Origin of the sequence: Vibrio pectenicida, assembly GCA_024347015.1 — a bacterium.
In the GTDB taxonomy this organism is placed as follows: Bacteria; Pseudomonadota; Gammaproteobacteria; order Enterobacterales; family Vibrionaceae; genus Vibrio; species Vibrio pectenicida.
Window position 1 is genome coordinate 78,936 of record AP024889.1, and the last position, 21,864, is coordinate 100,799.

19 protein-coding genes and 2 pseudogenes are annotated in these 21,864 nt (G+C 41.7%); 16 read left to right on the forward strand and 5 right to left on the reverse strand.

Translation table 11 applies throughout. From position 1 onward, the window contains the following. The first annotated feature begins 18 nt into the window (after positions 1 to 18). The 7 genes from OCV27_RS00375 to OCV27_RS00405 are packed head-to-tail and all read left to right on the forward strand — an operon-like array spanning position 19 to position 5,082. Positions 19 to 621, forward strand: coding sequence for a prepilin-type N-terminal cleavage/methylation domain-containing protein (locus OCV27_RS00375; protein WP_125319516.1), 603 nt, complete (start codon positions 19 to 21; stop codon positions 619 to 621). Continuing rightward, positions 611 to 964, forward strand: coding sequence for a type II secretion system minor pseudopilin GspI (gene gspI / locus OCV27_RS00380; protein ID WP_125319515.1), 354 nt, complete (start codon positions 611 to 613; stop codon positions 962 to 964). Before OCV27_RS00375 ends, gspI begins: the two co-directional genes overlap by 11 nt. Continuing rightward, positions 951 to 1,598, forward strand: a complete 648-nt coding sequence (gspJ, locus tag OCV27_RS00385; RefSeq protein ID WP_125319514.1) for a type II secretion system minor pseudopilin GspJ — start codon at positions 951 to 953, stop codon at positions 1,596 to 1,598. Before gspI ends, gspJ begins: the two co-directional genes overlap by 14 nt. Continuing rightward, positions 1,595 to 2,620 carry a type II secretion system minor pseudopilin GspK gene (gene gspK / locus OCV27_RS00390; RefSeq protein ID WP_125319513.1) on the forward strand — a complete coding sequence of 342 codons (1,026 nt, stop codon included), beginning with the start codon at positions 1,595 to 1,597 and terminating at the stop codon, positions 2,618 to 2,620. Before gspJ ends, gspK begins: the two co-directional genes overlap by 4 nt. Continuing rightward, the gene (gspL, locus tag OCV27_RS00395) at positions 2,583 to 3,794 is read left to right on the forward strand and encodes a type II secretion system protein GspL (RefSeq protein ID WP_125319512.1); all 1,212 of its coding nucleotides are present in this window, start codon (positions 2,583 to 2,585) and stop codon (positions 3,792 to 3,794) included. Before gspK ends, gspL begins: the two co-directional genes overlap by 38 nt. Before the next feature lie 25 nt (positions 3,795 to 3,819). Beyond that, the gene (locus OCV27_RS00400) at positions 3,820 to 4,311 is read left to right on the forward strand and encodes a type II secretion system protein M (protein ID WP_125319544.1); all 492 of its coding nucleotides are present in this window, start codon (positions 3,820 to 3,822) and stop codon (positions 4,309 to 4,311) included. Positions 4,312 to 4,317: 6 nt separating this feature from the next. Next, positions 4,318 to 5,082: a type II secretion system protein N gene (locus OCV27_RS00405; RefSeq protein WP_125319511.1), complete on the forward strand. Its 765-nt coding sequence runs from the start codon at positions 4,318 to 4,320 to the stop codon at positions 5,080 to 5,082. Positions 5,083 to 5,149: 67 nt separating this feature from the next. On the opposite strand, the gene envZ is transcribed toward OCV27_RS00405, so the two are convergent. Further along, a complete protein-coding gene (gene envZ / locus OCV27_RS00410) occupies positions 5,150 to 6,481 on the reverse strand; it encodes a two-component system sensor histidine kinase EnvZ (protein ID WP_125319510.1) in 1,332 nt (443 codons plus the stop codon). A 70-nt stretch (positions 6,482 to 6,551) separates the two neighbouring features. Further along, complete coding sequence (gene ompR, locus OCV27_RS00415) at positions 6,552 to 7,271, reverse strand: osmolarity response regulator transcription factor OmpR (protein WP_125319509.1); 720 nt, start codon at positions 7,269 to 7,271, stop codon at positions 6,552 to 6,554. A 177-nt stretch (positions 7,272 to 7,448) separates the two neighbouring features. Between ompR and OCV27_RS00420 the strand changes: the two are divergent. Beyond that, positions 7,449 to 7,589: pseudogene (locus tag OCV27_RS00420) on the forward strand (transcription elongation factor GreB); the annotation flags it as partial. 260 nt (positions 7,590 to 7,849) lie between these two features. Beyond that, on the forward strand, positions 7,850 to 8,656 hold the full coding sequence (locus tag OCV27_RS00425) for a sce7726 family protein (RefSeq protein WP_337969187.1): 807 nt from the start codon (positions 7,850 to 7,852) through the stop codon (positions 8,654 to 8,656). A 24-nt stretch (positions 8,657 to 8,680) separates the two neighbouring features. Here OCV27_RS00425 and OCV27_RS00430 read toward each other — a convergent pair whose 3' ends face one another. The 3 genes from OCV27_RS00430 to OCV27_RS00440 are packed head-to-tail and all read right to left on the reverse strand — an operon-like array spanning position 8,681 to position 11,096. Beyond that, entirely contained in the window at positions 8,681 to 9,820 is a 1,140-nt protein-coding gene (locus tag OCV27_RS00430; RefSeq protein WP_245986623.1) for a beta family protein, read from the reverse strand. Then, positions 9,813 to 10,310, reverse strand: a complete 498-nt coding sequence (locus tag OCV27_RS00435; RefSeq protein ID WP_125319508.1) for an ImmA/IrrE family metallo-endopeptidase — start codon at positions 10,308 to 10,310, stop codon at positions 9,813 to 9,815. The genes OCV27_RS00430 and OCV27_RS00435 overlap by 8 nt, the downstream gene beginning before the upstream one ends. A gap of 12 nt (positions 10,311 to 10,322) precedes the next feature. Continuing rightward, a complete protein-coding gene (locus OCV27_RS00440) occupies positions 10,323 to 11,096 on the reverse strand; it encodes a hypothetical protein (protein WP_125319507.1) in 774 nt (257 codons plus the stop codon). A gap of 663 nt (positions 11,097 to 11,759) precedes the next feature. On the opposite strand from OCV27_RS00440, the pseudogene OCV27_RS00445 reads away from it, so the two are divergent. The 7 genes and pseudogenes from OCV27_RS00445 to OCV27_RS00475 form a co-directional block, all read left to right on the forward strand. Then, positions 11,760 to 13,835, forward strand: a pseudogene (locus OCV27_RS00445) (type VI secretion system Vgr family protein); the annotation flags it as partial. 318 nt (positions 13,836 to 14,153) lie between these two features. Next, positions 14,154 to 15,503 carry a hypothetical protein gene (locus OCV27_RS00450; protein ID WP_125319505.1) on the forward strand — a complete coding sequence of 450 codons (1,350 nt, stop codon included), beginning with the start codon at positions 14,154 to 14,156 and terminating at the stop codon, positions 15,501 to 15,503. Continuing rightward, positions 15,500 to 16,477: a PoNe immunity protein domain-containing protein gene (locus OCV27_RS00455; protein ID WP_125319504.1), complete on the forward strand. Its 978-nt coding sequence runs from the start codon at positions 15,500 to 15,502 to the stop codon at positions 16,475 to 16,477. Before OCV27_RS00450 ends, OCV27_RS00455 begins: the two co-directional genes overlap by 4 nt. A gap of 231 nt (positions 16,478 to 16,708) precedes the next feature. Beyond that, entirely contained in the window at positions 16,709 to 17,122 is a 414-nt protein-coding gene (locus OCV27_RS00460; RefSeq protein WP_245986621.1) for a helix-turn-helix domain-containing protein, read from the forward strand. A 406-nt stretch (positions 17,123 to 17,528) separates the two neighbouring features. Further along, positions 17,529 to 19,418 (forward strand): HsdM family class I SAM-dependent methyltransferase, encoded by a 1,890-nt coding sequence (locus tag OCV27_RS00465; RefSeq protein ID WP_245986619.1) that lies wholly within the window; start codon positions 17,529 to 17,531, stop codon positions 19,416 to 19,418. After that, positions 19,408 to 20,373: a restriction endonuclease subunit S gene (locus tag OCV27_RS00470; protein WP_125319501.1), complete on the forward strand. Its 966-nt coding sequence runs from the start codon at positions 19,408 to 19,410 to the stop codon at positions 20,371 to 20,373. Before OCV27_RS00465 ends, OCV27_RS00470 begins: the two co-directional genes overlap by 11 nt. Before the next feature lie 64 nt (positions 20,374 to 20,437). Then, positions 20,438 to 21,640, forward strand: a complete 1,203-nt coding sequence (locus OCV27_RS00475) for an IS256 family transposase (RefSeq protein ID WP_125319500.1) — start codon at positions 20,438 to 20,440, stop codon at positions 21,638 to 21,640. Positions 21,641 to 21,864 lie beyond the last annotated feature (224 nt).

Consider the following 21,864-nt stretch of genomic DNA (forward strand, 5'->3'; position numbering starts at 1 on the left):
AGCCGCCCTCTTTTTCCTATGTGTCGAAATTACGAAACCCGCTTTCGAGCAGGCTTTACATTGCTCGAGATCCTTCTGGTATTGGTATTGGTATCATTGGCGTCTGTTGCTGTGATATCAACTTTGCCAACCAGTGCCAAGGATGCATCTGAAAAGCAAGCAAACTCACTTTATCAACGTCTTCTTTTGCTCAATGAAGAAGCTATGTTGAGTGGTCGAGATTTTGGCTTGCGAGTAGATGAAAAAAAGTCGACTTACTATCTGATGACGCTAGAGAGTGGAGGTTGGAAGAAACTCAATATAGAGCAAATTCCCTACCAAACAAAACTCAAAGATTCGTCTACGATCGCCTTAACTTTGGGAGGAGGCGTTTGGGGTGATGATGACCGTTTGTTCAAGCCGGGTAGTTTGTTTGATGATGATATGTTTGAAGACCTTTTTGAAAAGAAAAAACTTCCACCGCCACAGATATTCATTGTTTCTAGCGGAGAGGTAACACCGTTTACCATTTCGATTTATCCACGGCGAGGTGATGTAGAACAAGATGCATGGAAAGTAGTTGCCAAAGAAAATGGTCAGATAGTGCTCTTGGTTCCGGGAGAAAGCCTGGATGAAAGCTAAGCGTGGAATGACGTTGCTAGAGGTGTTGGTTGCATTGGCCATTTTTGCCACAGCTGCCATCGCAACCATTCGTTCTGTGAGCCAGCATATTAATACTCTGAGTTATCTTGAAGAGAAAACTTTTGCAGCATTAGTTGCCGATAACCAAATGGCGCAAGTATTGCTGTCGGAGAGTAAACCGAGCAAAAAGAAAGGCAAAGAGGAGTTGGCAGGTCGAGAATGGTTTTGGTTGATAGAGCCCGTCAAAACTGAAGGTGATATTTTGCAAGCGTTTGATGTTAAGGTTTCGACAACTGAGAAAGGTTCCCCTGTTGTCACGGTAAGAAGTTATGTGCAGAAATAGAACCCCTTTTATACAAGCTGGCTTTACGCTCATTGAAGTTCTTGTTGCTATTGCTATTTTTGCTAGTTTGAGTGTCGGTGCTTATCAAGTGCTTAATCAGGTTCAACGCAGTAATGCACTATCACTTGAGCGTAGTGAGAGATTAAAAACGCTGCAGCGTGCTCTGGTTTATATGGATGGTGATTTTCGTCAAATGGCGGTACGTCAAACTCGCACGAATGGGGCAGAATCAAATGGAATGTTGCTGCAATGGCAAGAGTATCTTTTAGACTCTGATGGCAAGGGCATTATGTTTACTCGTTTGGGGTGGCATAACCCACAACAACAGTTCCCCCGAGGTGAAATTAGTAAGGTCGGCTATCGGATTAAAGATGATGTTCTTGAGCGCGTATGGTGGCGTTATGCAGATACTCCGGCAGGTCAAGAGGGTATAACTATGCCTCTAATAGATAAAGTTGAAGCGTTTGAAGTTAAGTTTTTAGATGGCTCAGATTGGAAGGAAGAGTGGACCAAGAAAGAAGCGTTACCTAAAGCGGTTGCTGTTGAGCTGAAATTGAAAGATTACGGTAAGATTGAGCGGATTTATTTAACTGCTGGAGGTAGCGTCAGTGTTTCTGAGGAGAAAAAGCAATGATGGTTAGGCGCTCCCAACGTGGTGTGGCCCTGATTGTCATTTTACTTTTGTTGGCTGTTATGGTGAGCATTTCGGCGAGTATGGCTGACCGACTTTTTACTCAATTTAAACGTGCACAGAGTCAGATAAATTACCAACAAGCATATTGGTACAGCTTGGGCGTTGAGGCTTTAGCTAAATATGGGATCGAGCAAAGTTATAAAGATAACCCAGATAGCATCAACCTATCGCAAGAGTGGGCTAGCGAATTCGATGGTCTTCCGCTCGACTACGGCACTGTAAGCGGTAAGCTGGTTGATGCGCAGGCGTGTTTCAATATTAACGCATTATCAGGCTCAGAGCAGAATGCAGGTGCGTCACAGGTGCCATTTTTGGTTGCTAGGTTTCAAAATCTACTCGAAGAATTACAGGTTGAGAACTACCAGGCGGAAACCATAGCCCACTCGCTATGGGAATATACCGATAGTAATGACTCGGTTAATTCACCATCTGGGGCAGAAGATAGTTATTATGAGAGTTTATCCCCAGCGTATCTTAGTGCCAACACCTTATTAGCAGATAGCAGTGAACTGCGAGCGGTTAAAGAAGTTAGTGGTGATGCGATGAAAAAAGTCAGCTCTATGATTTGCGCGCTGCCGACAGCGGATTTGCGTCTGAATGTAAATACTATACCTGCAGAACATGCAGCCTTGCTAGTTGCCATGTTTTACCCAAACTTGAACGCATCACAAGCAAAAGAAGTGCTTGAGGGTCGAGGGCCAGATGGTTGGTCGTCAATAGATGACTTTCTTGGTCAGGCGGTAATTAGTCAACTGAGTGATGATATAAAAAAATCAGTAAAGGGATATCTGAGTGTTGATAGCAAATATTTTGAGCTAGATGCTGAGGTATTAGTGGACAATTCTAGGATACGGCTGCGTAGCCTGTTATTTAGTGATGATAAAAAAACTGCAACGGTAGTACGCCGTCGCTTTGGAGGTATCGGTGAACGAGTTTCTAATCGTTCGGCTGAGCAAAAATAAAACAGCAGTAATTCAATGGCTGGTTTGGTCAGAGAGCCAAAAAGAAGTGATAGCAAGTGGTGATCTGCAAGACCATCAGGACTTATCCGACCTTACCCATTATGCTGAAGAGCGTCAGCTTATTTTGTTAGTTTCAGCTGAGAATTTGGTATTAACTACATTGGACATTCCTGCTGGGGCTAGTCGTCAGCTAGAGCCAATGCTGCCATTTATGTTAGAAGATGATATTGCTCAAGATGTGGATGAATTGCATTTTACTGTACTTGCCAAACAAAATGGGCAAGCTCATGTTTGTGGCATAGATTATAGTTGGCTAGAGGCAATCCTTGTTGATTTCCGAGAATTAGGATTTATAGTTCGCAAAGTCTTACCTGATGCACTTGCTTTGCCTGTTGCTGAAGAAATGACTCTAATGGCGGTTGAGTTAGATGGCCAGTGGTTGGTAAAAAAAGGCCAGTATCAAGCTGTGAGTGTTGATCAAACTTGGCTTACTATTTTGGCGCAATCGAGCTGGGTTAAGCAAGATGATGGCTATCTGCCACTCAAGGCTTTTTCTCCATTACCAGCTATTGATTTATCTGAAGGGCAGAGTTGGCAAAATGAATCGCCTCAGTTAGTGATGCAGTTACTTGCTGAAGGTGCAGTGCAAAGTAAAATGAATTTGCTTTCTGGGGAGTTCAAGCCTAAATCTTCATTCGGTCGCCATCTTAATATATGGCGTAAAACTGGGATTGCGGCTAGCGTATTAGTGGTCATGTTGAGCTTGAACAACTGGTTAGAGATAAAGAATGCCGAACAGCAAGCTAACGCATACCGAGAAGAGAGTGAGCGTATTTTTCGCCAGATAACCAGCAAAAATAAAATACCTACCATTACCTACCTCAAGCGAGAACTGGAGCGTGAAGAGAAGCTACTAGTTGGTGGCAGCGGTGATTCTGTATTGAACTGGATGATAAAAATGCCTCAAGCAATGAAGCAAGTGCCTGGACTTAAGTTAACTAGCTTTAAATATGATGGCTCCCGTGATGAGGTGCGATTACAGGCTCAAAGTAATGACTTCCAAACCTTTGAAAAAGCAAGAGAACTAATGTCAGATCAATTTACAGTTGAGCAGGGGCAGCTGAGTAAATCTGGTTCTTTAGTTAACGGCACTTTTGTGCTTAAGAGTCGGTAAAGGGGGGAGGATGAAACAATTATTAATATCGCAGTTGTTAATACCAATGCAGCGCTGGTGGGTAAGCTCCAGTCAGCGAGAGCAGCGTATGCTGATGGCCTGCGGTGCATTTTTGTGCTTAGGCATTATTTACTGGGGTGTTGTACAACCAGTTAGCCAAAGGGCAGAGATGGCAACGCAGCGGATTCAAAGCGAAAAGCAACTGCTGAGTTGGGTGAAAAATAAGGCGGATAGTATTAGCCAATTGCGTGTGCAAGGTGGGGTGTCTTCTTCAAGCTTGCCTTTAAATCAATCAATCTCGTCTACGGCATCACGTTTCGGTGCTGAGCTTGTGAGGGTTCAGCCTCGTGGTGAAGAATTACAGGTATGGGTACAGCCAATGCCGTTTAATAGCCTAGTTGATTGGATGACTTTTCTAAAAGAGCAGCATGGTGTGTCAGCGACATTTATGGATATAGATAAAGGCGATCAAGAAGGAACTGTTGAAATCAAGCGCCTCCAGTTTGTAAAAGGATAGAGTGAAGTGAAAAAAGTGATTCCGCTGAGTTTAGCTCTATTTATGGTGTTTTTGATTAGTGCTGTAGTACACGTGCCAGCTCAGGTTGTACTGAATTATTTACCCTTACCTTCACAACTTGGGTTAAGTGGGGTATCTGGCAGCTTGTGGGACGGTCGCGCCGCTGGTGTTAAGTGGCAAGAGAATAACTTTGGTGCGATCAATTGGCAGTTAGCACCACTCAAATTTTTGACCGGAAAAGTTGAGGCTCAGGTACGCTTTGGCCGCGGTAGCGATATGCAGATTACCGGTAGAGGTACTGTTGGTATGAGCACTTTAGGTCCGTATGCATATAATTTAATTGTTTCCCTTCCTGTTGCAAAGGTTCTGGAGGCTGCTCCACCATTACCAATTCCGGTCGAATTCACTGGTCAGGTGGAGCTGAGTATTAAGTCTATGATCTATGATGCACCTTATTGTCAATCAGGCACGGGGTCATTAGTTTGGAATACGGATAAAATCATAACGCCTCTAGATGAATTGGCTTTAGGTCCAGTGGTTGCCAATTTTGCATGTCAAAATAGTGAAATCACGCTAAACGCGGAACAGAGAAGTCAGCATGTAAGTAGTGCGGCTGATGTCGTGTTGAGTCCTAATCGTACATACCAAGCATCGGCATGGTTTAAGCCAGGGAGTAATTTTCCTCAAGCTTTTTCTGAACAACTAAGATGGCTACCTGAACCTGATGGACAAGGTCGTTACCAGTTTACTTATCAAGGTCGCTTGAATTAAAGACACTCATAGTTTTGCTTGATTATTTACCACAAATGCTGAATGACCTCTGTGGTAAATATCCATACTAGTATGTAGAAATGTTCAAATCAGCTTTAGTGGTCGGAAAGCTGATTTGAGCTCTAAGCCCACCAACACTACGGTTATTGATAGTTACGCATCCTTGATGTTGATTGGCAATACGTTTAACTATTGCCAGACCTAGCCCCGTACCTTCACTACCACGTGCAGTGTCGCCTCGAGTGAAAGGCTCGAACAGTTTTCCTATCTGGTCATCTTCAATACCTGGGCCATTATCCTCAACACAAATCCACACTAGTTTGCGGTCGGCAGTGACGCCTGTGCTGATTTTAATCCAGTCGTCACCATAACGGATTGCATTAATCACCAAGTTAGTAAGTGCTCGCTTTATAGCTATGGGATTGCCACGAGTTTGCTTGAGAGGTTCATGGTAGTCGGTTTCAATTTTCACTTCATACCCACCTTCAGCCGATGCGACTTCATTGGCTATTTCATTGAGGTTTACCGAGACGAAGGTACCCCTGTCGGCGGGTTTTAGGTAGTCCATAAATTGGCTGATTATTTGGTTGCATTCTTCTGTGTCGCTAATGATACTCTCTGCAAGATAATTGTCTTGTGGGGACATCATTTCGGTCGCAAGGCGGATGCGTGTTAACGGGGTTCTCAAGTCGTGACTGATGCCCGCCATTAGAAGTGTGCGATCTTCTTCAAGAGCTTGAATCCCTTTAGCCATTCGATTGAATGCTATGGTAACCGCGCGAATTTCTGAAGCTCCTTTTATAGGTAAAGGCGGTGGTATATTTCCTTGCCCCACGCCTTTAGCGGCCTTTTCCAAGGTTATTAGTGGTCTGTTCTGTAAGCGGACAACCACCCAGCCACCGGCTACAATTAGCACCACCATGATTAAGCTATTACGAAATAGTGGCGCAAAGTCTTTTTCTTGTAACTCAGATAGTGGAATACGCAGTAAAGAACCAGGTAAGGAATCAATTTTTAACCACAGTACGTAGCTATCGGGGCCGAGCGTCATACGTACATCAGTTTGAGAGCCTAACTCTTTGCTCATTTCTTCGCTCATCAGGTCAATATTCATACCTTGATAGTATTCGCTTGCGATTGGACTATCTTCACTGTGAATAGTGACACCGAGCTGTTCAAGCACCCTTCTGCGCAATGGGGCATCCATTTGAAGTTCGTGCTCTGCATTTTCTGAGTCATTCAGCATAAGACTTATTTCATGACTGAGTATCTTATTAAACTGTTGTAGGCTAGGCATTAAAGCGTAATTGAATACAGCGTAATAGGAGTAAATCTGGCTGGCGATAAGTAAGGTAAAAAAAATAAATATCGATTGGGTAAATGAACTCGTAATACGCATGCCAGTAGCCTTAGTCGCAATCAATCAAAGGAATGTGAGATTTAGGCTCGCATTCTTACCGGATTAACCATTATGCCTCTTTACCATCGGGAACAAAAACATAGCCTAATCCCCAGACAGTTTGTATATAGCGCGGCTTGCTCGGATCGATTTCAAGCATACGACGTAGGCGTGATATTTGCACATCAATTGAGCGCTCCATCGCAGAGTATTCACGACCTCTTGCCATATTCATCAGCTTGTCACGGGACATAGGCTCTCTGGCGTTTGTCACCAGTGCCTTGAGTACTGCGAATTCGCCGGAAGTCAGGGGCATGGTTTCATCACCTCTGAACATTTCACGTGTACCCAGGTTGAGGCTAAACTCCCCAAACTCCACGATGGATTCTTCAGCACTAGGGGCGCCGGGAAGTTCAATCGTCTGACGGCGTAATACTGCTTTAATGCGAGCGAGTAATTCGCGTGGGTTAAATGGCTTTGGTAAATAGTCATCTGCGCCGACCTCTAAGCCGACAATACGGTCTACTTCATCACCTTTGGCAGTTAACATTAAAATGGGAAGGATATTGTTAGCGTTACGAAGCCGGCGACATATTGATAACCCGTCTTCCCCAGGTAACATTAAATCCAGTACCATTAAATGAAAATTTTCACGGGTTAATAGCCGGTCCATCTGTTCACTATTGGCGACACTACGAACTTGGAACCCTTGCTCAGACAAGTAACGCTCTAGTAGTGCTCGCAAGCGTGCATCGTCATCAACGACTAAAATTTTGTGCTTTTCTTGCATAAAATAATTCCACCTATTTGTAACCAGTGCTCAGGATAAGATGCTATTAGGCTCTATCCTGAATAAAATGTAACACTCTTCTGTAAAAAGTAGTCAAAAGAATTGTTAACGATTATTACCTTTTTATCCCTTTTTAGCTAATGTATACGCCATGCTCAATTTAGTAGTACCTAACTTATGAAAACAAACTTGATCACGCGTGAAGGCTTCCAACGATTAAAAAAAGAACTCGACTATTTATGGAGAGAGGAGCGTCCTGAGGTGACTAAGAAAGTAACTTGGGCGGCAAGCTTAGGCGATCGCTCAGAAAATGCGGATTCTGAGATAGAAGTATAAAAATTATACTAAATATCACTAAGGTACTGATAAAATGTTACTTATAAATAGTATGAGTACTATTGGTATGTACTATTCATACTTCAACAAAAACACAATTAGCAACTGCCAAGATACGACAGAGTCGCTTGGTGATCACAGAACAACGCTTCACACTTTTTGAGCCATCGTGACCAACTCAAACGTGGACAGAAACGCGTTAGTGATTTTAGTTATTTCGCATAAATCGTATAAGCTGGCATATGGCACACCTTGAGGAGCATAATAAATACTTGAGCGCAAGGCTACAGACAAAAAGTAGCTTTGTGATATCATTTATGCATGAGTTAACCAATAAAGCTGCTGAAGGTGCAATGGGACTAGAGATTGATATTAAATCATTTGTTTTAAACTATTTACTTGAAAAACAAATGGTTAAATCAGACAGCTTGGTCATTAACGAGTTTACATACGGCACTTTTTCAAGACGTGTTGATTTAGCTTTCATTAAGAATAATGAGATTTATGGTATTGAAATTAAGAGTGAATTTGACACATTGAATCGCCTTGATGGTCAAGTAAAAGAATATCTAAAAGTGTTCGATAAAGTCATTGTGGTCGTAGCTACAAAACACTTGGCTCACGCCTTGGAGCTTCTACCTGAGTCTGTTGCTCTATGGGAGTTCAATGGGAGAAGGTTGAAGGTTGTACGCCGAGGTAAAAAGGTAAAAATAAAAGATAAATCGATCTTTATAGACCTTATGAGAGTTGCTGATTTAATTAAAGTTTCTAATGGCTTTGGTTTGAACTATGAGACAAAAAGCAGGCACGAACTGTCAAAGGTTGTTTCTGATCTACCTACAACTAAATTGAGAGACGCTGCATTTAAAGCACTTTTCCGTCGTTACTCTGATGGGGTAAGTCTGTTTTTCAACAATGTGAAACACAGAAAAGTTAAAAATAGTGATTTATCAACCTTATCTCTCAACCCAAAAGAGCCCTCTAGTCGAGATTTATCTGACATTCTTGAAGACTTAAACAAGAATCTATTTGAATTGCCTCTAAGCTAGTCCTGCCTAATTCCATAGTTAAAACTAGTCTTCCCAATCTTCCTCAGTATCAAGTGCGTCAAAGTCAGACAAGTAATGCAGTTGTTGGTACAGGTGAATATTAATCCTAACTGCAGTAGCTCTATTTGCAGAAGTTATACAGTACTCATTGCGAAACTCTACAGTTTTTTCAATCATTTGTACTCCCCACAATCGTAGACTCGGATTCCAGTAATCACTTTCTACAATTTCTGTAGCAGCGTCTTTGTAAAGGGTGTGTTTTTCTAGTTCTGTTACATTACTGGAGTCTTGAAACTCTTTCCGTACATATCGCCAATCGTTTCTAAGAGGGTAATCTATTCTTGCAGGCGGAATACCTCCACCGCCATTTGTCTTGTTTGCTCTAGCACTCCCTCGGTCAGAGTAAATAACCCTAACTCCTTCACACAATTTACAAACTGCCGTGTGTAACTGCCTTTCATAGATCGGTAACTCACCTCTATATGAGCCACTAAAGCTTGAGGGAAACGAGGATGCAGAGGTTGCGAATACCGCATGTGGAAGCAACTTGCTGAGTCTCGAAACCAACATTCCATATTGTTCGCTCTGAAGAACATCACTGCGCATGATATCTTCAAAATCCAGCAAAATTAGTAAATCCTTATCTGTATGTTCGATAAGGGATCTGAGAATGGTGTTAATTCTATCTGTGGGATCTTTTTTAATTTTTAGACGTACAACCAACCCACGAGCTAAATCCGATAGTGATTTAATTTGTTTGCCTATTTGTTCAACATCATGGGTCTGCAAAGTGGGGATGACAACATCATCTAACTCTTTAATGTAATGAACCCATTTTTCATAACCATTTGTTGGATCAAGTAGTTCATGCACTTCTTTGAATACTGCTCTTTGACCATCAGGATCAGCTAAGTATTTTTTATTATTAAAGACAAAATCGCTGTCAATATCAGCAATCCATGGGCGTGACCCTATAGACACTCCAATTCTAGAAATTGTTTTATCAAGAGTTTTAGAACCTACCCAGCCCTTTAGTGGAAATATCGGCAACAAGAGATTCTTATCTTTATCTGATAACTTCTCAAGTGCGCTCATTTCTGCTGTGCTAATAGCTAGTATAGGAAGGTAATTATACGCTTTGTCTATCATTAGATTCTTACTCAACACCTAGCCTGATCTTTAATGCAGTCTTCGATACTTCCAAACTGTCAGCAACAACTTCATAAAGTCGTTCACCTTTATACTCTTTGGAATTCTCGTCCATGAGAGGCTGTACAATTTCCATGGGCATTAGAATATCAGCAGCTAGTGCATCTGCTTCGCGTTCAATCCGGTTTGATAAATGTGAGCGGTATAAGGGTGTATCTTGAATGCCATCACTTAGATACTGACGATGGAGAAGGAAGTGAGCTATTTCATGGGCTATTGTATAACGTTGTCTTGCCTTTACATCATGGCTGTTTACACGGACCGTTACAATTCCATCTACTTCTTTAATTTCGCCAGCTAGGTTTCCTTCTAGTGTTGCTTTCTTTAATACAATGCCAAAGCTTTTCGCTAACTTACCAACTGCAATGGGGTAACTACCATGGGAGTCCAAAATTACTTTTCTTTGGTTTTCTGTAATTTTCTTCCACTCTAATGACTTTGTCATGTGTTTTACCTTCTATCTTTTGTCACCATCGAAGTTTTCATCACTTTCAGTACCATCAAACTCTGACTCGTCAAAATCTAACTCACTAAGTAGTTCTTCTGTACGCTTTTTCTCGCTGTTGTTTGGGTCATTTCGCAGAATCATATCCACAGCATCCTGCAAGGTATTTTGCAACTCCCCGTCTTTTATCAGCTTTTCAAGTTCACTCTTTGCTACGCTATTAATCATCTCTTCCATTGTTTGTTTTGCCACAGATTTGGCTTCTTTAGATGCGCTAGTTTTTGTCAGCTCTCTAATCTCTCCATACCCCCAGAAAGCAAGACCTGCAATCACCAAACCAACAATTGTTAGTAATACTGCTACGCACGTAATAGCAACAGCAGCCATATCGGCGTAAGTAAAGTAGTCGTCTTTGTCTGACATCGAATTCAGAGATGACTCAATAGACTCCAATCGGAGTTCTAATCGAGTTTCTTGCTTGGGTTGCGCTTTCTCTAAGATGACTGATCCCAATGACTTTTCTAGTAACTCTACACTAACTTTCTGGGCATATTTTTCTTCATTGCTTTGCTGCTTCTCGATTAGCAGCTTAATTGTTTTTTCCTGTTTACTTAAAGTTGCTTTGATCTCGGCTAATTCACTTACTGCGATAGATACTGAACTATTTTGATGAGAATCTATCTCTGTCGTTGATTCGCTAGCGTTTGAAACTATAGAGAATACAGCAATGAATATCCCCAAAAGGGCTTCTCGTACTAATTTGAGTTGTTTATAGTTAATTGACAAAGTCCAGTCACTCTAAGCCATTATTTGATAAGATTACTCCGCATATCAGTTACTATCGAATCGAGAGGATACTTGTTGAGCAACTCCACTTGTTACACATTTATAAATCAATAAGATGTAGTTAATGGCTAAATCTATAATGTGTGAGTTTTTCATCTCTACGAGGTACGATTCTCAACAATACTTAGGTTTGTACGAGGGCAATTGATGCGCACTGTTATAAATAATGTGTAATATCAACGGTTGCTGAGCAACCAGTAAGCCCAAAACAATCTTACAATACTCAATCAGGAGCATATTGATTTATTACAAAAATTTAGTCAAATGTACATCTTCAGGACTGTGATAGCCATTAACTCTAAATCGAAAAGGGGCGAAACCACGACCAAGATACAAAACGAACCCAACCCACACTGCAAACCCCATCACAAAACCACAATTATTTGCTGAAGGTAGAAACCGTCACTTTCACTATCCTTGCGGTCTCCTTAAATAATCTTCTAAGCAAATACACTATTGAATCAGTCACTTTATCAGCCTCTTTTATCATTCACCGAGTGGTTTAGCGCAGTGATGATTTCCATATAACTTGTTACAGTTCAGCTATTTAATATGCATGTAGATTGATTACCCGCAGTGGTTGGGTCACAAGAGTGAAGCTGTATGGCGAATGATATTGAGTTTGGCTTTGAAGTCTCTGGGTTTTTAGGGGCATTCAAAGTCGAAAGTTTTCGGGTAACGGAAGCCCTGTCTACCCCGTTTGAAATGACTCTGACCGTTTTGTCAGAAAACCATAGCATTACCTTTGAAGCGCTGAGCCGAAAAACAGGCGTGCTGAATATCTATGGTCAAGGCTTAGCGGCGGCTCGCCAGTTTAACGGCAGTGTTTCAGAGCTGAGCTATTTAGGCTCTGGACGCCGCTATTCTCGCTATCTTATCACCTTAGTGCCTCAACTTTGGTTTTTAACCCAGCGCCAAGATTGTCGGATTTTTCAAAATAAAACTGCGCCAGATATTATTCGCCATGTTTTTGATGATGCGGGAATGAGCGATTACCGCTTTGAGCTGGTAGGGCAATACCAAGAAAAAGAGTACCTGTTGCAATACCGTGAAAGTGACCACCATTTTGTCCAGCGCCTTTTGGCCGAGCATGGCATGTGGTTTTACTTTGAGCACAGTGATACCGCACATACTATGGTGATTGTTGATAGTAATGATGCGATTTCTGAGCTTGTCAGCACGCCGCTCAACGCTTCTTATCTTGGGCCTATGCTGTTTCAATCTCACGGAGGCGGGGTGGCCGATAAAGAGCATATTTTCGACCTTGAACAAATTCATCGCGCCCTTACCAGTGATGTCAGCTATAGCGATTACAATTACCTCACCCCAAAAATTCCGCAAAACACCGCCGCCCAAGATGGTGTGAATTCAGATTTAAAACGCTTTGATTACCCTGGACGTTACACTTCTCCAGATTTTGGCGGCCAGCGCAGCAAGGAATGGATGTCAGAATACAGGGTTGATAGTGATCAGGTTCATGCCTCAAGCAACATTATGCGCTTAGCATCTGGGGTGAGTTTTGAGATAAGCGAGCATCCGCGCTCCTCGGTTAATCGTGATTATCTCATGTTCTCTGTGATGCATTCTGGTGACAACCCTCGCGTGCACGAAGAAGAAGGGGCTGATGCCCCCACAACCTACCAAAATCAGTTTGTCTGCCTGCCGCGAGATGTGACCTATCGAGCGCCGAAAATGGCTGCTCCTGTAGTAGATGGGCCGCAAACGGCTGTGGTGGTTGGGCCTGCGGGAGAAGAAATCTACACCGACGAGTTTGGGCGAATTAAGGTTCATTTTCACTGGGACCGTTACGGGCAAAATGATGAGCACAGCTCATGCTGGCTGCGAGTCAGCCAATCTATGGCCGCGCCGAATTGGGGCGCAGTGTATCTGCCACGTATCGGTCATGAAGTGGTGGTGACCTTTTTAGAAGGTGATCCTGATAGGCCACTTGTCACAGGCGCGGTATATAATGGTTTGCACACCCCACCTTACGAGCTGCCAGAGCATAAAACCCGCACTGTTTTTCGCACCCAAAGTCATAAGGCAGACGGTTACAACGAAATGCACTTTGAAGATGAAAATGACCAAGAAGAGGTGTATTTCCGTGCGCAGAAGGACATGAAAACCAAGGTTCTCAACAATCGCTACCGAGATATAGGTAACGATGAAGAGTTGAAAGTGGGCCGCAACCAAGAAAACGAGATCTTTGGTGATCGCAAAGAAGACATCCACGGTCATAAAACCTCTATCACTAAGCAAACCTTCACTGAAGAGGTCATTAGTGACGTTTCTGTGTCGTACAACGAGAATATGACTAAGACAGTCGCCAGCGACCAACACAAGAAAATTCAATATAACCAAAAGACCCTGATAGGAAAAAATGACGAATTGTCGGTCGGTGGCGAGCAGTCTCAAGAGATATGGCAGTCTCGGTCGGTGGATGTGTCTGAAAATGATAACCAAACCATAGGCCAACACTTAACTGTCAGAGTAGGAAGCAATACTTCTGTCAAATCTGATGGACAAACTGCGGTGATAAGCTCCGACGAAATTCGGCTGCAAGTGGGGGCGTCAGGCTTATTATTGAAAAACGATGGAAGAATTCATTTATACGGGACAGATATAGCAGTATCAGGTATTGCTGATATCGCGGTCAAAGGCGCTAAGGTGAAAGTCAACCCTAGCGCAGCAGGCTCTCAAAATACGGCTAGGCCTTCTTTTATCGGAAAGCAAAAACCTAATGAGGAGCGGTTCTTAGAGTTTTTCTATCAAAATAGCGAACTTAGTCCAATCCCTAACGTGCCCTACCGTGCTGTCTTTTCAGATGGCTCAAAGGTGACTGGCACTCTCGACTCTGATGGATATGCGCGGTTAGACAAGCCTGCCGACGGCTATGTTGAAATTTATTATGAACCAGAAGACACCTATCAAGATCTTGCGAGAGAGCCGATTTCCAATCTTCTAAATAATATCGATAAGCTGTAAGGAAGCGACTCAATGTTAGGTAATGATATTTTCCAAGCGCTCTACGACAACTTGGAACAAGCAGTAGGCAATGCTGAGTACTTCATTAAAGAAAAAGCTCAACAAATTTCTGATGCCGCCTCAGCAAGTCTTGAATGGATTTGGGAAGCATTGCAAGGTGACTTCAATGAAGACATGTCTGCGGGGCAAATTGCAGCCAATGCCTTGCTGGGACTTATCCCCATTGTTGACCAAGTGTTAGACTGTCGAGACTTGGTTGCGAACTGTAACAAAATACACGATGACCCAGAAGATAGCTGGGCTTGGATTGCTCTGGTTCTCACACTGATAGGATGTATACCGACACTCGGCTCTGCGGTAAAAGGAGTGGTTAAAATCATATTTCTTTTCGCCCGTAAATCGGCAGGGGATATGACAAAAGCGTTAGGTAAGGCTTTAAAACCCATTAATACGTTTTTACTCGATCCCAAGGTGCAAAAGCTGTTGGGTAATCTAAGTGTTTCATCCGTGTTAAAAGATGTCGTTGATAGCATCGGCAACATAAAAAGTAGCTTATCAGCCCCAATGCTGATGACTCTATTCGATGAAGTTATAGGGACATTTAAAGGGTTGATGACAAAACTAAAGGTTATCGCCCCCAACGACGTCATTGAATGGATGGAAGCTGCGCTTAAAAGCATGCAATATGTTCGCGTGCAAGCAGATATCATGGTGCCTAACGCACTCAAGGAAGCGATCTATAAATTAGAAGATCTTGAACTGGCGTTAAAAAAACAAATTAAGGCGCTGGAACAGCCTCACAAAGCCTTGGCGGATACTAAGTCCATCCATAGACTTGATGATAGTGTTGCTGAGATAGACCCACATATAATACGCACGATGAAAACCTCACAAAAAGGCATTTACGGTGAAATCATTAGTGATCACTATATGAAAGAGCGCGGCTTTATTAACTTATTGCCCGAAGATAGACAAGTTCGGAAAATGACCGACAAACCTCGTGGACGTGGTATTGATGGAATTTACAAAAATTCCAATCCGCCACCGCCTTATGTTGTCACCGAAACCAAATATCGAACAGAAGCAGGAAAGTACATTGATGGTGATGGTCTTGCAAAAGACACTATGTTGAGCAAGACCAAGGGAAGCAAAGCAAATGGTATTAGTTTTCCTCCCGCTAAGCAGATGAGTGATGATTGGCTTGGGCCTCGCTTTGATGAGGAATTAGCTTTAAAGCAAATAAGGGCACTATCCAGTGAGGGATATGAACGTTGGCTAATGATTGTTGATAAATCAGGTAAAGTTGTCAATATTACAACTTTAGATGAAAACGCAAAGGCTATTGGTAAGGTAGAACTATGAATCCAAGAGAAATAAAATTTAATCAGCTTAGACGTGAACCGTTACTTGAGTTCGATGAGTTTATAGAGCAGGAAGAGTTTTATATAGAAGAACCGCCATATGAAGAGGTTCAAGATAAAACGAAAACTACCCTACACCGTTCCAGAATTAGTTGGAGATTTGTGATTGAACGTTTTCAATTCACTTTACTTTCATATTCGGGTGATCAATCGATGGACAAAGTTCTCGAGATTGCGGAGTTAGCTTTAAAAGATCTAGACAGGCATAAAGCTGATTTCCCACATAAAACCTATTTTTTCTGGGAACCCGATTCTTTCCAGTTCTTGCTATGGTGTCTAAGTTTTGTCGCGCTAACGGGAAAAACAGAGTATCTATCAACCATCACGCGCATGTATGGTACGTCTCCAGAAGTCAGTGGTGAAGCCTGTATGGCGCAGTTGTTCCGCTTGTTTAATGTTCACGATATTCCTGACAGCAGTGAAGAGGCATTGGTTTTCCCTAAAAGCTATCAGCATTTGTACAATGCGATAAAAACAGGGCCGCTCGAACCAAACAAAAAAGAGCGCGAAGAGAGTGTAAAAGCTTATCTTCGTGGTTGGTATAAAGGCATGAAAGATTGCTATTGGTACGGTAGACACAAAAGACCTGTCGCTAATTTCTTTGGTTACTGGTCACTGGAAGCCGCCATGGTGACTTTGTTGTTTAACTTGGATGATAGCAGTTATAACCACTTACCTTATTACCCTAAAGATTGGGTAGAAGAGGCACGCAAACAGGGCTTTGATAAAAGTCTATCGAAAGATAAACTACCGCCCATTCACATTGCTTTTCCTGAAACACCTTGCCCAGTCACTGGATTATGGCAATCTAACCTGACTTCCGACGTTACCTCTCTCAAAGAAGGAGAGACAATGCCTGGGCCGATACAAGATGACAATGAAACCTCTTATTTCTGGGTATCGCAAACATCTTGATAGCATGCGCCAAGCCTTACTAGATTGATTTAGAGGGACAAATTGATGGCTAAGGTTTTAAAAATTGGCGCGATATTGATACCTGCCTAGTGTGAAGTCACATTGTACAATATTGCAGTATCTTGACTTCTTTAGGAGGAAAGAGTTCTATCCGATTATGTTTACAAATTGTAAATAACCACAAATCTATATAGGATGTTCTTTATGTGCTCGTTTTTGGGTTAATGGATTGTGGATATTAAATCACTTAAAGAATTATCGTTTGAGATTAACGCACAAATGCCGTGGTTGGCTGGGATTCAATCTAACCAACAATATCAGGAGTTGATTAAGCTAATGGGTAATTTGGTAACGGATTACGATGCCAACAAACCTCTGATTGATTTATTGTTTCCCGTTATTGAGCGCTACGAAGACAATTCAGAGTTATTTCAAAAATTCAATGAGCACATAGACTCGCTAGATAAAGGCCAAGCGATGTTGTCAGTAATCATTGACCAATATGGTCTAAAGCTTGGCGATTTGCCGGAGGTTGGTGGTAAATCATTAGTATCGTTAATTTTAAAAGGTGAACGAAAATTGACCACAAGTCATATACAAGCACTATCTAGGCGTTTTGGTATTCCCAAGCACATGTTCATCTGACTTTTTATTAATAGTATTTTACTACGGCTAAACACACTTCTGTGTCAAAGAGGTTGTACGGAACGACTTCCATCACAATGTTGCTAGACCCTCTTGCAGCAATATTTAGGCACGGCAGAATCGCTTGGTGATCACAATAGGTACTAGAGCCCGCCCAACAAGGTTTTGGACAAAAATGAGTTTCGGAAAAGCGAATATTAGCAAATCATGAATAACTAGAGGTATGGAAAACCACTAATCTCCGTTGTGTATGTATCTCTTATCCTACAACACTTATTATTTGCAGCAGGTTATGACATTGGTTCATCACTAAACCAACATCATTAATAAGATAATGCATAGAGTATTCGACTCGATTAGGTATAATCCTGACCAAATTTTAAAGTTAAACGTGGTTGGATTACTTGTGGCAAATGAAAGAATTACCGAAAACTATGTAAGAGAGAAGTTGAGAGAAAACGGCTACTATGAAGCCGACAATGGCGTAGTCATTGAAGAACAAAAATCGCAAATCAAGCGAGTTCAAACCCTCTTAAAATCCGCAAGTAAAGCAAAAACAGGTAAAGGCGGCTATCCAGAGTTTATTATCACTTGGGAGTCAGATCCTAACTTCTTAATAGTGGTTGAGTGTAAAGCTGACACGAAGTATCACGAAAGCCCAGATTTAGACAAGCCAAAAGACTATGCCGTTGACGGTGTATTGCACTACGCAAGGTATCTATCAAAAGACTTCACTGTTCTAGCCTTGGCTGTTAGCGGCACGTCAGAGGACTATACAAAAGTATCTAATTACTTGATACCTTGTGGAAGTAAAGATCATAAAATCCTGACTAATGAAGATAGTATCGAAGTTAAAGATATTCTTTCATTCGAAGATTATTATCGTTTGGCTTCTTTTGACCCATTAGTTGAAAGAAAACGTCACAGTGATCTATTAGCTTTTGCAAGGGATCTCCACGAGTTAATCTGGACAGCAGCGAAAATATCAGAAGAAGATAAGCCTTTGCTAGTTAGTGGAACGTTGATTGCACTAATGAACCAACCATTTTTAAACTCATTCCAATATTACAGTCCAGAGGATATGCCTAGAAAATGGCTAGAAGCTATCAAAGACGAACTTGATAAAGCTGACATTCCTAAGGCTAAAAAAGACACAATGCTTCAACCTTATGCGGCTGTTGCTGGACAGCCGAATTTAGGCAAGCCTGATGCAAAAATCGCTAAAAAGTATCCAAAAGGCGTTCTTTACGAAGTGATCAAAGAAATCAACGATAATGTCTGGCCATTTATAAGCGTTTATCACAACTTTGATGTTGTTGGTCATTTTTACGGTGAGTTCTTAAAATACACAGCTGGAGATAAGAAAGCTCTTGGCATTGTCTTGACTCCAAGACACGTAACAGAACTATTTTGTGATATCGCCAACATTACTAAAAAAGACACGGTTATAGATATCTGTGCTGGCACTGGTGGCTTCTTGATTTCAGCAATGCACCGAATGCTGAAAACAGCGATGACGGAAGAAGAACGTTTAGACATTAAAAAGAACCGTCTGATCGGTATCGAGAACAGCCCTAAAATGTTTGCATTAGCTGCAAGCAATATGATTTTACGAGGTGACGGCAAAGCAAACTTACACCAAAGTAGTTGTTTCGAACCAACGTTAAAGAAAGCAATTATAAATCCTGATTCCGCATTAGGTGTAAAAAGACCGAACATTGGTTTGTTGAACCCTCCTTATGCTCAGTCAAAAAGTGATGCAGAGCTACACGAACTCTACTTTGTGAAAGAAATGCTAGACCTTCTCGAAAAGGGTGGTCTTGGTGTAGCAATAATTCCAGTAAGCTGTGTGATAAGTCCAAACAAAGCTAAACAAGAGATATTAGAAAAACATACGTTAAAAGCTGTTATGTCTATGCCTAGTGAACTTTTTTACCCAGTAGGGACGATAACATGTATCGTTGTTTTTGAAGCACATAAGCCGCACAGTGAAACGAATAAAAAAACATGGTTCGGTTATTGGCGTGATGACGGATATGTGAAAACTAAACATATGGGACGAATTGATTACAATCACCAATGGCAAGATATCAAAGACGAATGGTTAGAAGCATATCGAAATAATGAAGTTCATAAAGGTAAGTCAGTCACTGCTTATGTAGACGCAAATGACGAATGGGTAGCAGAAGCATATCTTGAAACAGACTACTCGACATTAACTAAACAAGATTTCGAAGAAGTTGTTAAGAACTATGCACTTTTCAAATTAATGAATAATATCAAAGATGAAAACTAAACTAAAAGACATATTTAATGTAACCTACGGTACCAAATTTGATATGAATAAGATGAGTAGTAGCGAAGACTCTACAATTGCATTCGTATCAAGAAGTTCGAAAAATAATGGTATCGTTGGCTATGTTGATCCAGTTGAGGGCGTAGCTGCACTAAAACCAGGCTCTATTACTGTCACTCTTGGTGGAACTTATGTCTTGTCAGCGTTTCTTCAGGAGCGTCCTTTTTATACAGGACAAAACGTGGCTGTCTTGACTCCCAAGTTTGATCTTAGCCGAGAACAAAAACTGTTTTATTGTGTGTGTATTACGAAAAATAGATTTAGGTATAGTGCTTTTGGACGTGAAGCAAACAGGACTCTAAAGGATTTAGAAGTTCCTCACTTCGACGACTTTCCTTCTTGGGTGAATGACACTAATTTATCTGAATATGCGAATGCGGATGCTGCCTTAGTTAAGACTGAAAAGAAAGTTCTGGACTCTGTAAGCTCTTGGAAAGAGTTTACACTAGAAGAACTGTTCGAGATAAAAAAGGGGAAACGTTTAACTAAAGCAAAAATGCTGAGTGGTAAGACTCCCTTTATTGGCTCAACAGATAGTAATAATGGTCTAACAAACAGTGTAGGACAAGAAGCCATACATAAAGGCAATGTTATTACAATTAATTACAATGGTTCGGTAGGCGAAGCATTCTATCAACCTAAAGATTTTTGGGCGTCAGATGACGTAAATGTCCTATATCCAAGAAAAAAATATTTTGAAGACTTCAATCAATATATAGCACTGTTTATCATACCTATAATAAGACTAAATAAATTCAAGTTTAGTTATGGTAGAAAGTGGCATATGGATAGAATGAAAGAAACTAAAATCGTTCTCCCCACTAAAAATGGAAAGCTGGACTTGAAATTAATGAAGTATTACATTTCTAGCCTAGATTATAGCGTGAGTGTATGATTAAAATCGGTAGTGTTTAGAAATCTGTGTCATTTCAGTAGAATATACAAAACAGGAATGACATATGACCAAAGACTTCGATTTAGAACAAGCCATTAAAGCTCTCCAATCAGGACAAGATCTGACGGGGAAAGATGGCTTTTTAACACCTCTCATCAAACAAATCACAGAAGCTGCTTTAAAGGCAGAGCTAGAGCAACATCTTGAAACGGATGAACAACCGAACCGTAAAAATGGCTCTAGTAAGAAGACGGTGAAATCTTCTGTCGGTGAATTTGAACTCGATACACCACGCGATCGCCAAGGCTCGTTTGAGCCGAAGCTAGTCAAGAAGAACCAGACTAAACTGACTGACGAGATCGACCGTAAGATCTTATCCATGTTCTCGCTCGGTATGAGCTATCGTGACATTCGTGGTCATGTCGAAGACATGTACGGTATTGATGTCTCTGAAGCGACCATCACGAGCGTTACCGATCGTTTGATACCTGAGCTTAAGGAGTGGCAGCAACGACCGCTGGATGCGCTTTATCCCTTTGTCTGGCTGGATGCTATCCACTATAAAGTTCGAGAAGATGGCCGCTACGTCAGCAAAGCTATCTACACTATCCTAGGCCTCACGGTTGAGGGTAAGAAAGAACTCCTTGGGTTGTACTTATCCGAGTCAGAGGGAGCGAACTACTGGCTGTCTGTGTTAACGGATCTCCATAACCGTGGTGTTGAAGATATCTTGATTGCCTGTGTCGATGGTCTAACCGGTTTTCCTGAAGCCATTGCGAGCATTTACCCTGATACTGAGGTTCAGCAGTGTGTGATTCATCAAATCCGCAACTCCTTAAAGTACGTGGCGTCCAAGCACCAAAAAGAGTTCATGGCTGACCTAAAACCCGTCTATCGAGCTGTCAGTAAAGAAGCGGCTGAGGTGGAGTTGGATCGCTTAGAGTCCAAGTGGGGGCAACACTATCCAATCGTGCTTCGTTCTTGGCGTAACAAGTGGGCCAATTTGTCGGTTTACTTTAAGTACCCGGAGTACGTTCGAAAGGCCATATACACCACGAATGCTATCGAGGCAGTACATCGCCAGTTCCGTAAGCTGACTAAAACTAAGGGTGGGTTCCCGAACGAAAATAGCTTGCTAAAACTGCTGTACGCTGGGATATTGAACGCTTCTAAGAAGTGGACAATGCCAATCCAAAACTGGAATATGACATTGTCTCAGTTAGCGATTCATTTTGATGGGCGCTTGGATGACGTCTTAGATATCTAGCCAAAATTAGCTGACACAGATTTTTGAACGCCCTCTTACCATGTTCATATACAGTTCAGTTCGTAACAAGCAATTGGGCATCTTTGATTCTGACTGATTTGTGTAACAGGCTGTTGCACAATTAGAAGATCGGAGTTATTGCAGAATTTGCAACGACTGAGTTTTTCCTCGAAACCTTAGTAATTGATACTAGAAAAGGATGTATCCGAGTGTTAGGCCCATAA

Bases quoted from the DNA above. Each gene is read 5' to 3' on its own strand.
- OCV27_RS00375 (WP_125319516.1), top strand. From the start codon at position 19: ATGTGTCGAAATTACGAAACCCGCTTTCGAGCAGGCTTTACATTGCTC.
- gspI (WP_125319515.1), top strand. From the start codon at position 611: ATGAAAGCTAAGCGTGGAATGACGTTGCTAGAGGTGTTGGTTGCATTG.
- gspJ (WP_125319514.1), top strand. From the start codon at position 951: ATGTGCAGAAATAGAACCCCTTTTATACAAGCTGGCTTTACGCTCATT.
- gspK (WP_125319513.1), top strand. From the start codon at position 1,595: ATGATGGTTAGGCGCTCCCAACGTGGTGTGGCCCTGATTGTCATTTTA.
- envZ (WP_125319510.1), bottom strand. From the start codon at position 6,481: ATGCGTATTACGAGTTCATTTACCCAATCGATATTTATTTTTTTTACC.
- ompR (WP_125319509.1), bottom strand. From the start codon at position 7,271: ATGCAAGAAAAGCACAAAATTTTAGTCGTTGATGACGATGCACGCTTG.
- OCV27_RS00425 (WP_337969187.1), top strand. From the start codon at position 7,850: ATGGCACACCTTGAGGAGCATAATAAATACTTGAGCGCAAGGCTACAG.
- OCV27_RS00435 (WP_125319508.1), bottom strand. From the start codon at position 10,310: ATGACAAAGTCATTAGAGTGGAAGAAAATTACAGAAAACCAAAGAAAA.
- OCV27_RS00450 (WP_125319505.1), top strand. From the start codon at position 14,154: ATGTTAGGTAATGATATTTTCCAAGCGCTCTACGACAACTTGGAACAA.
- OCV27_RS00455 (WP_125319504.1), top strand. From the start codon at position 15,500: ATGAATCCAAGAGAAATAAAATTTAATCAGCTTAGACGTGAACCGTTA.
- OCV27_RS00470 (WP_125319501.1), top strand. From the start codon at position 19,408: ATGAAAACTAAACTAAAAGACATATTTAATGTAACCTACGGTACCAAA.
- OCV27_RS00475 (WP_125319500.1), top strand. From the start codon at position 20,438: ATGACCAAAGACTTCGATTTAGAACAAGCCATTAAAGCTCTCCAATCA.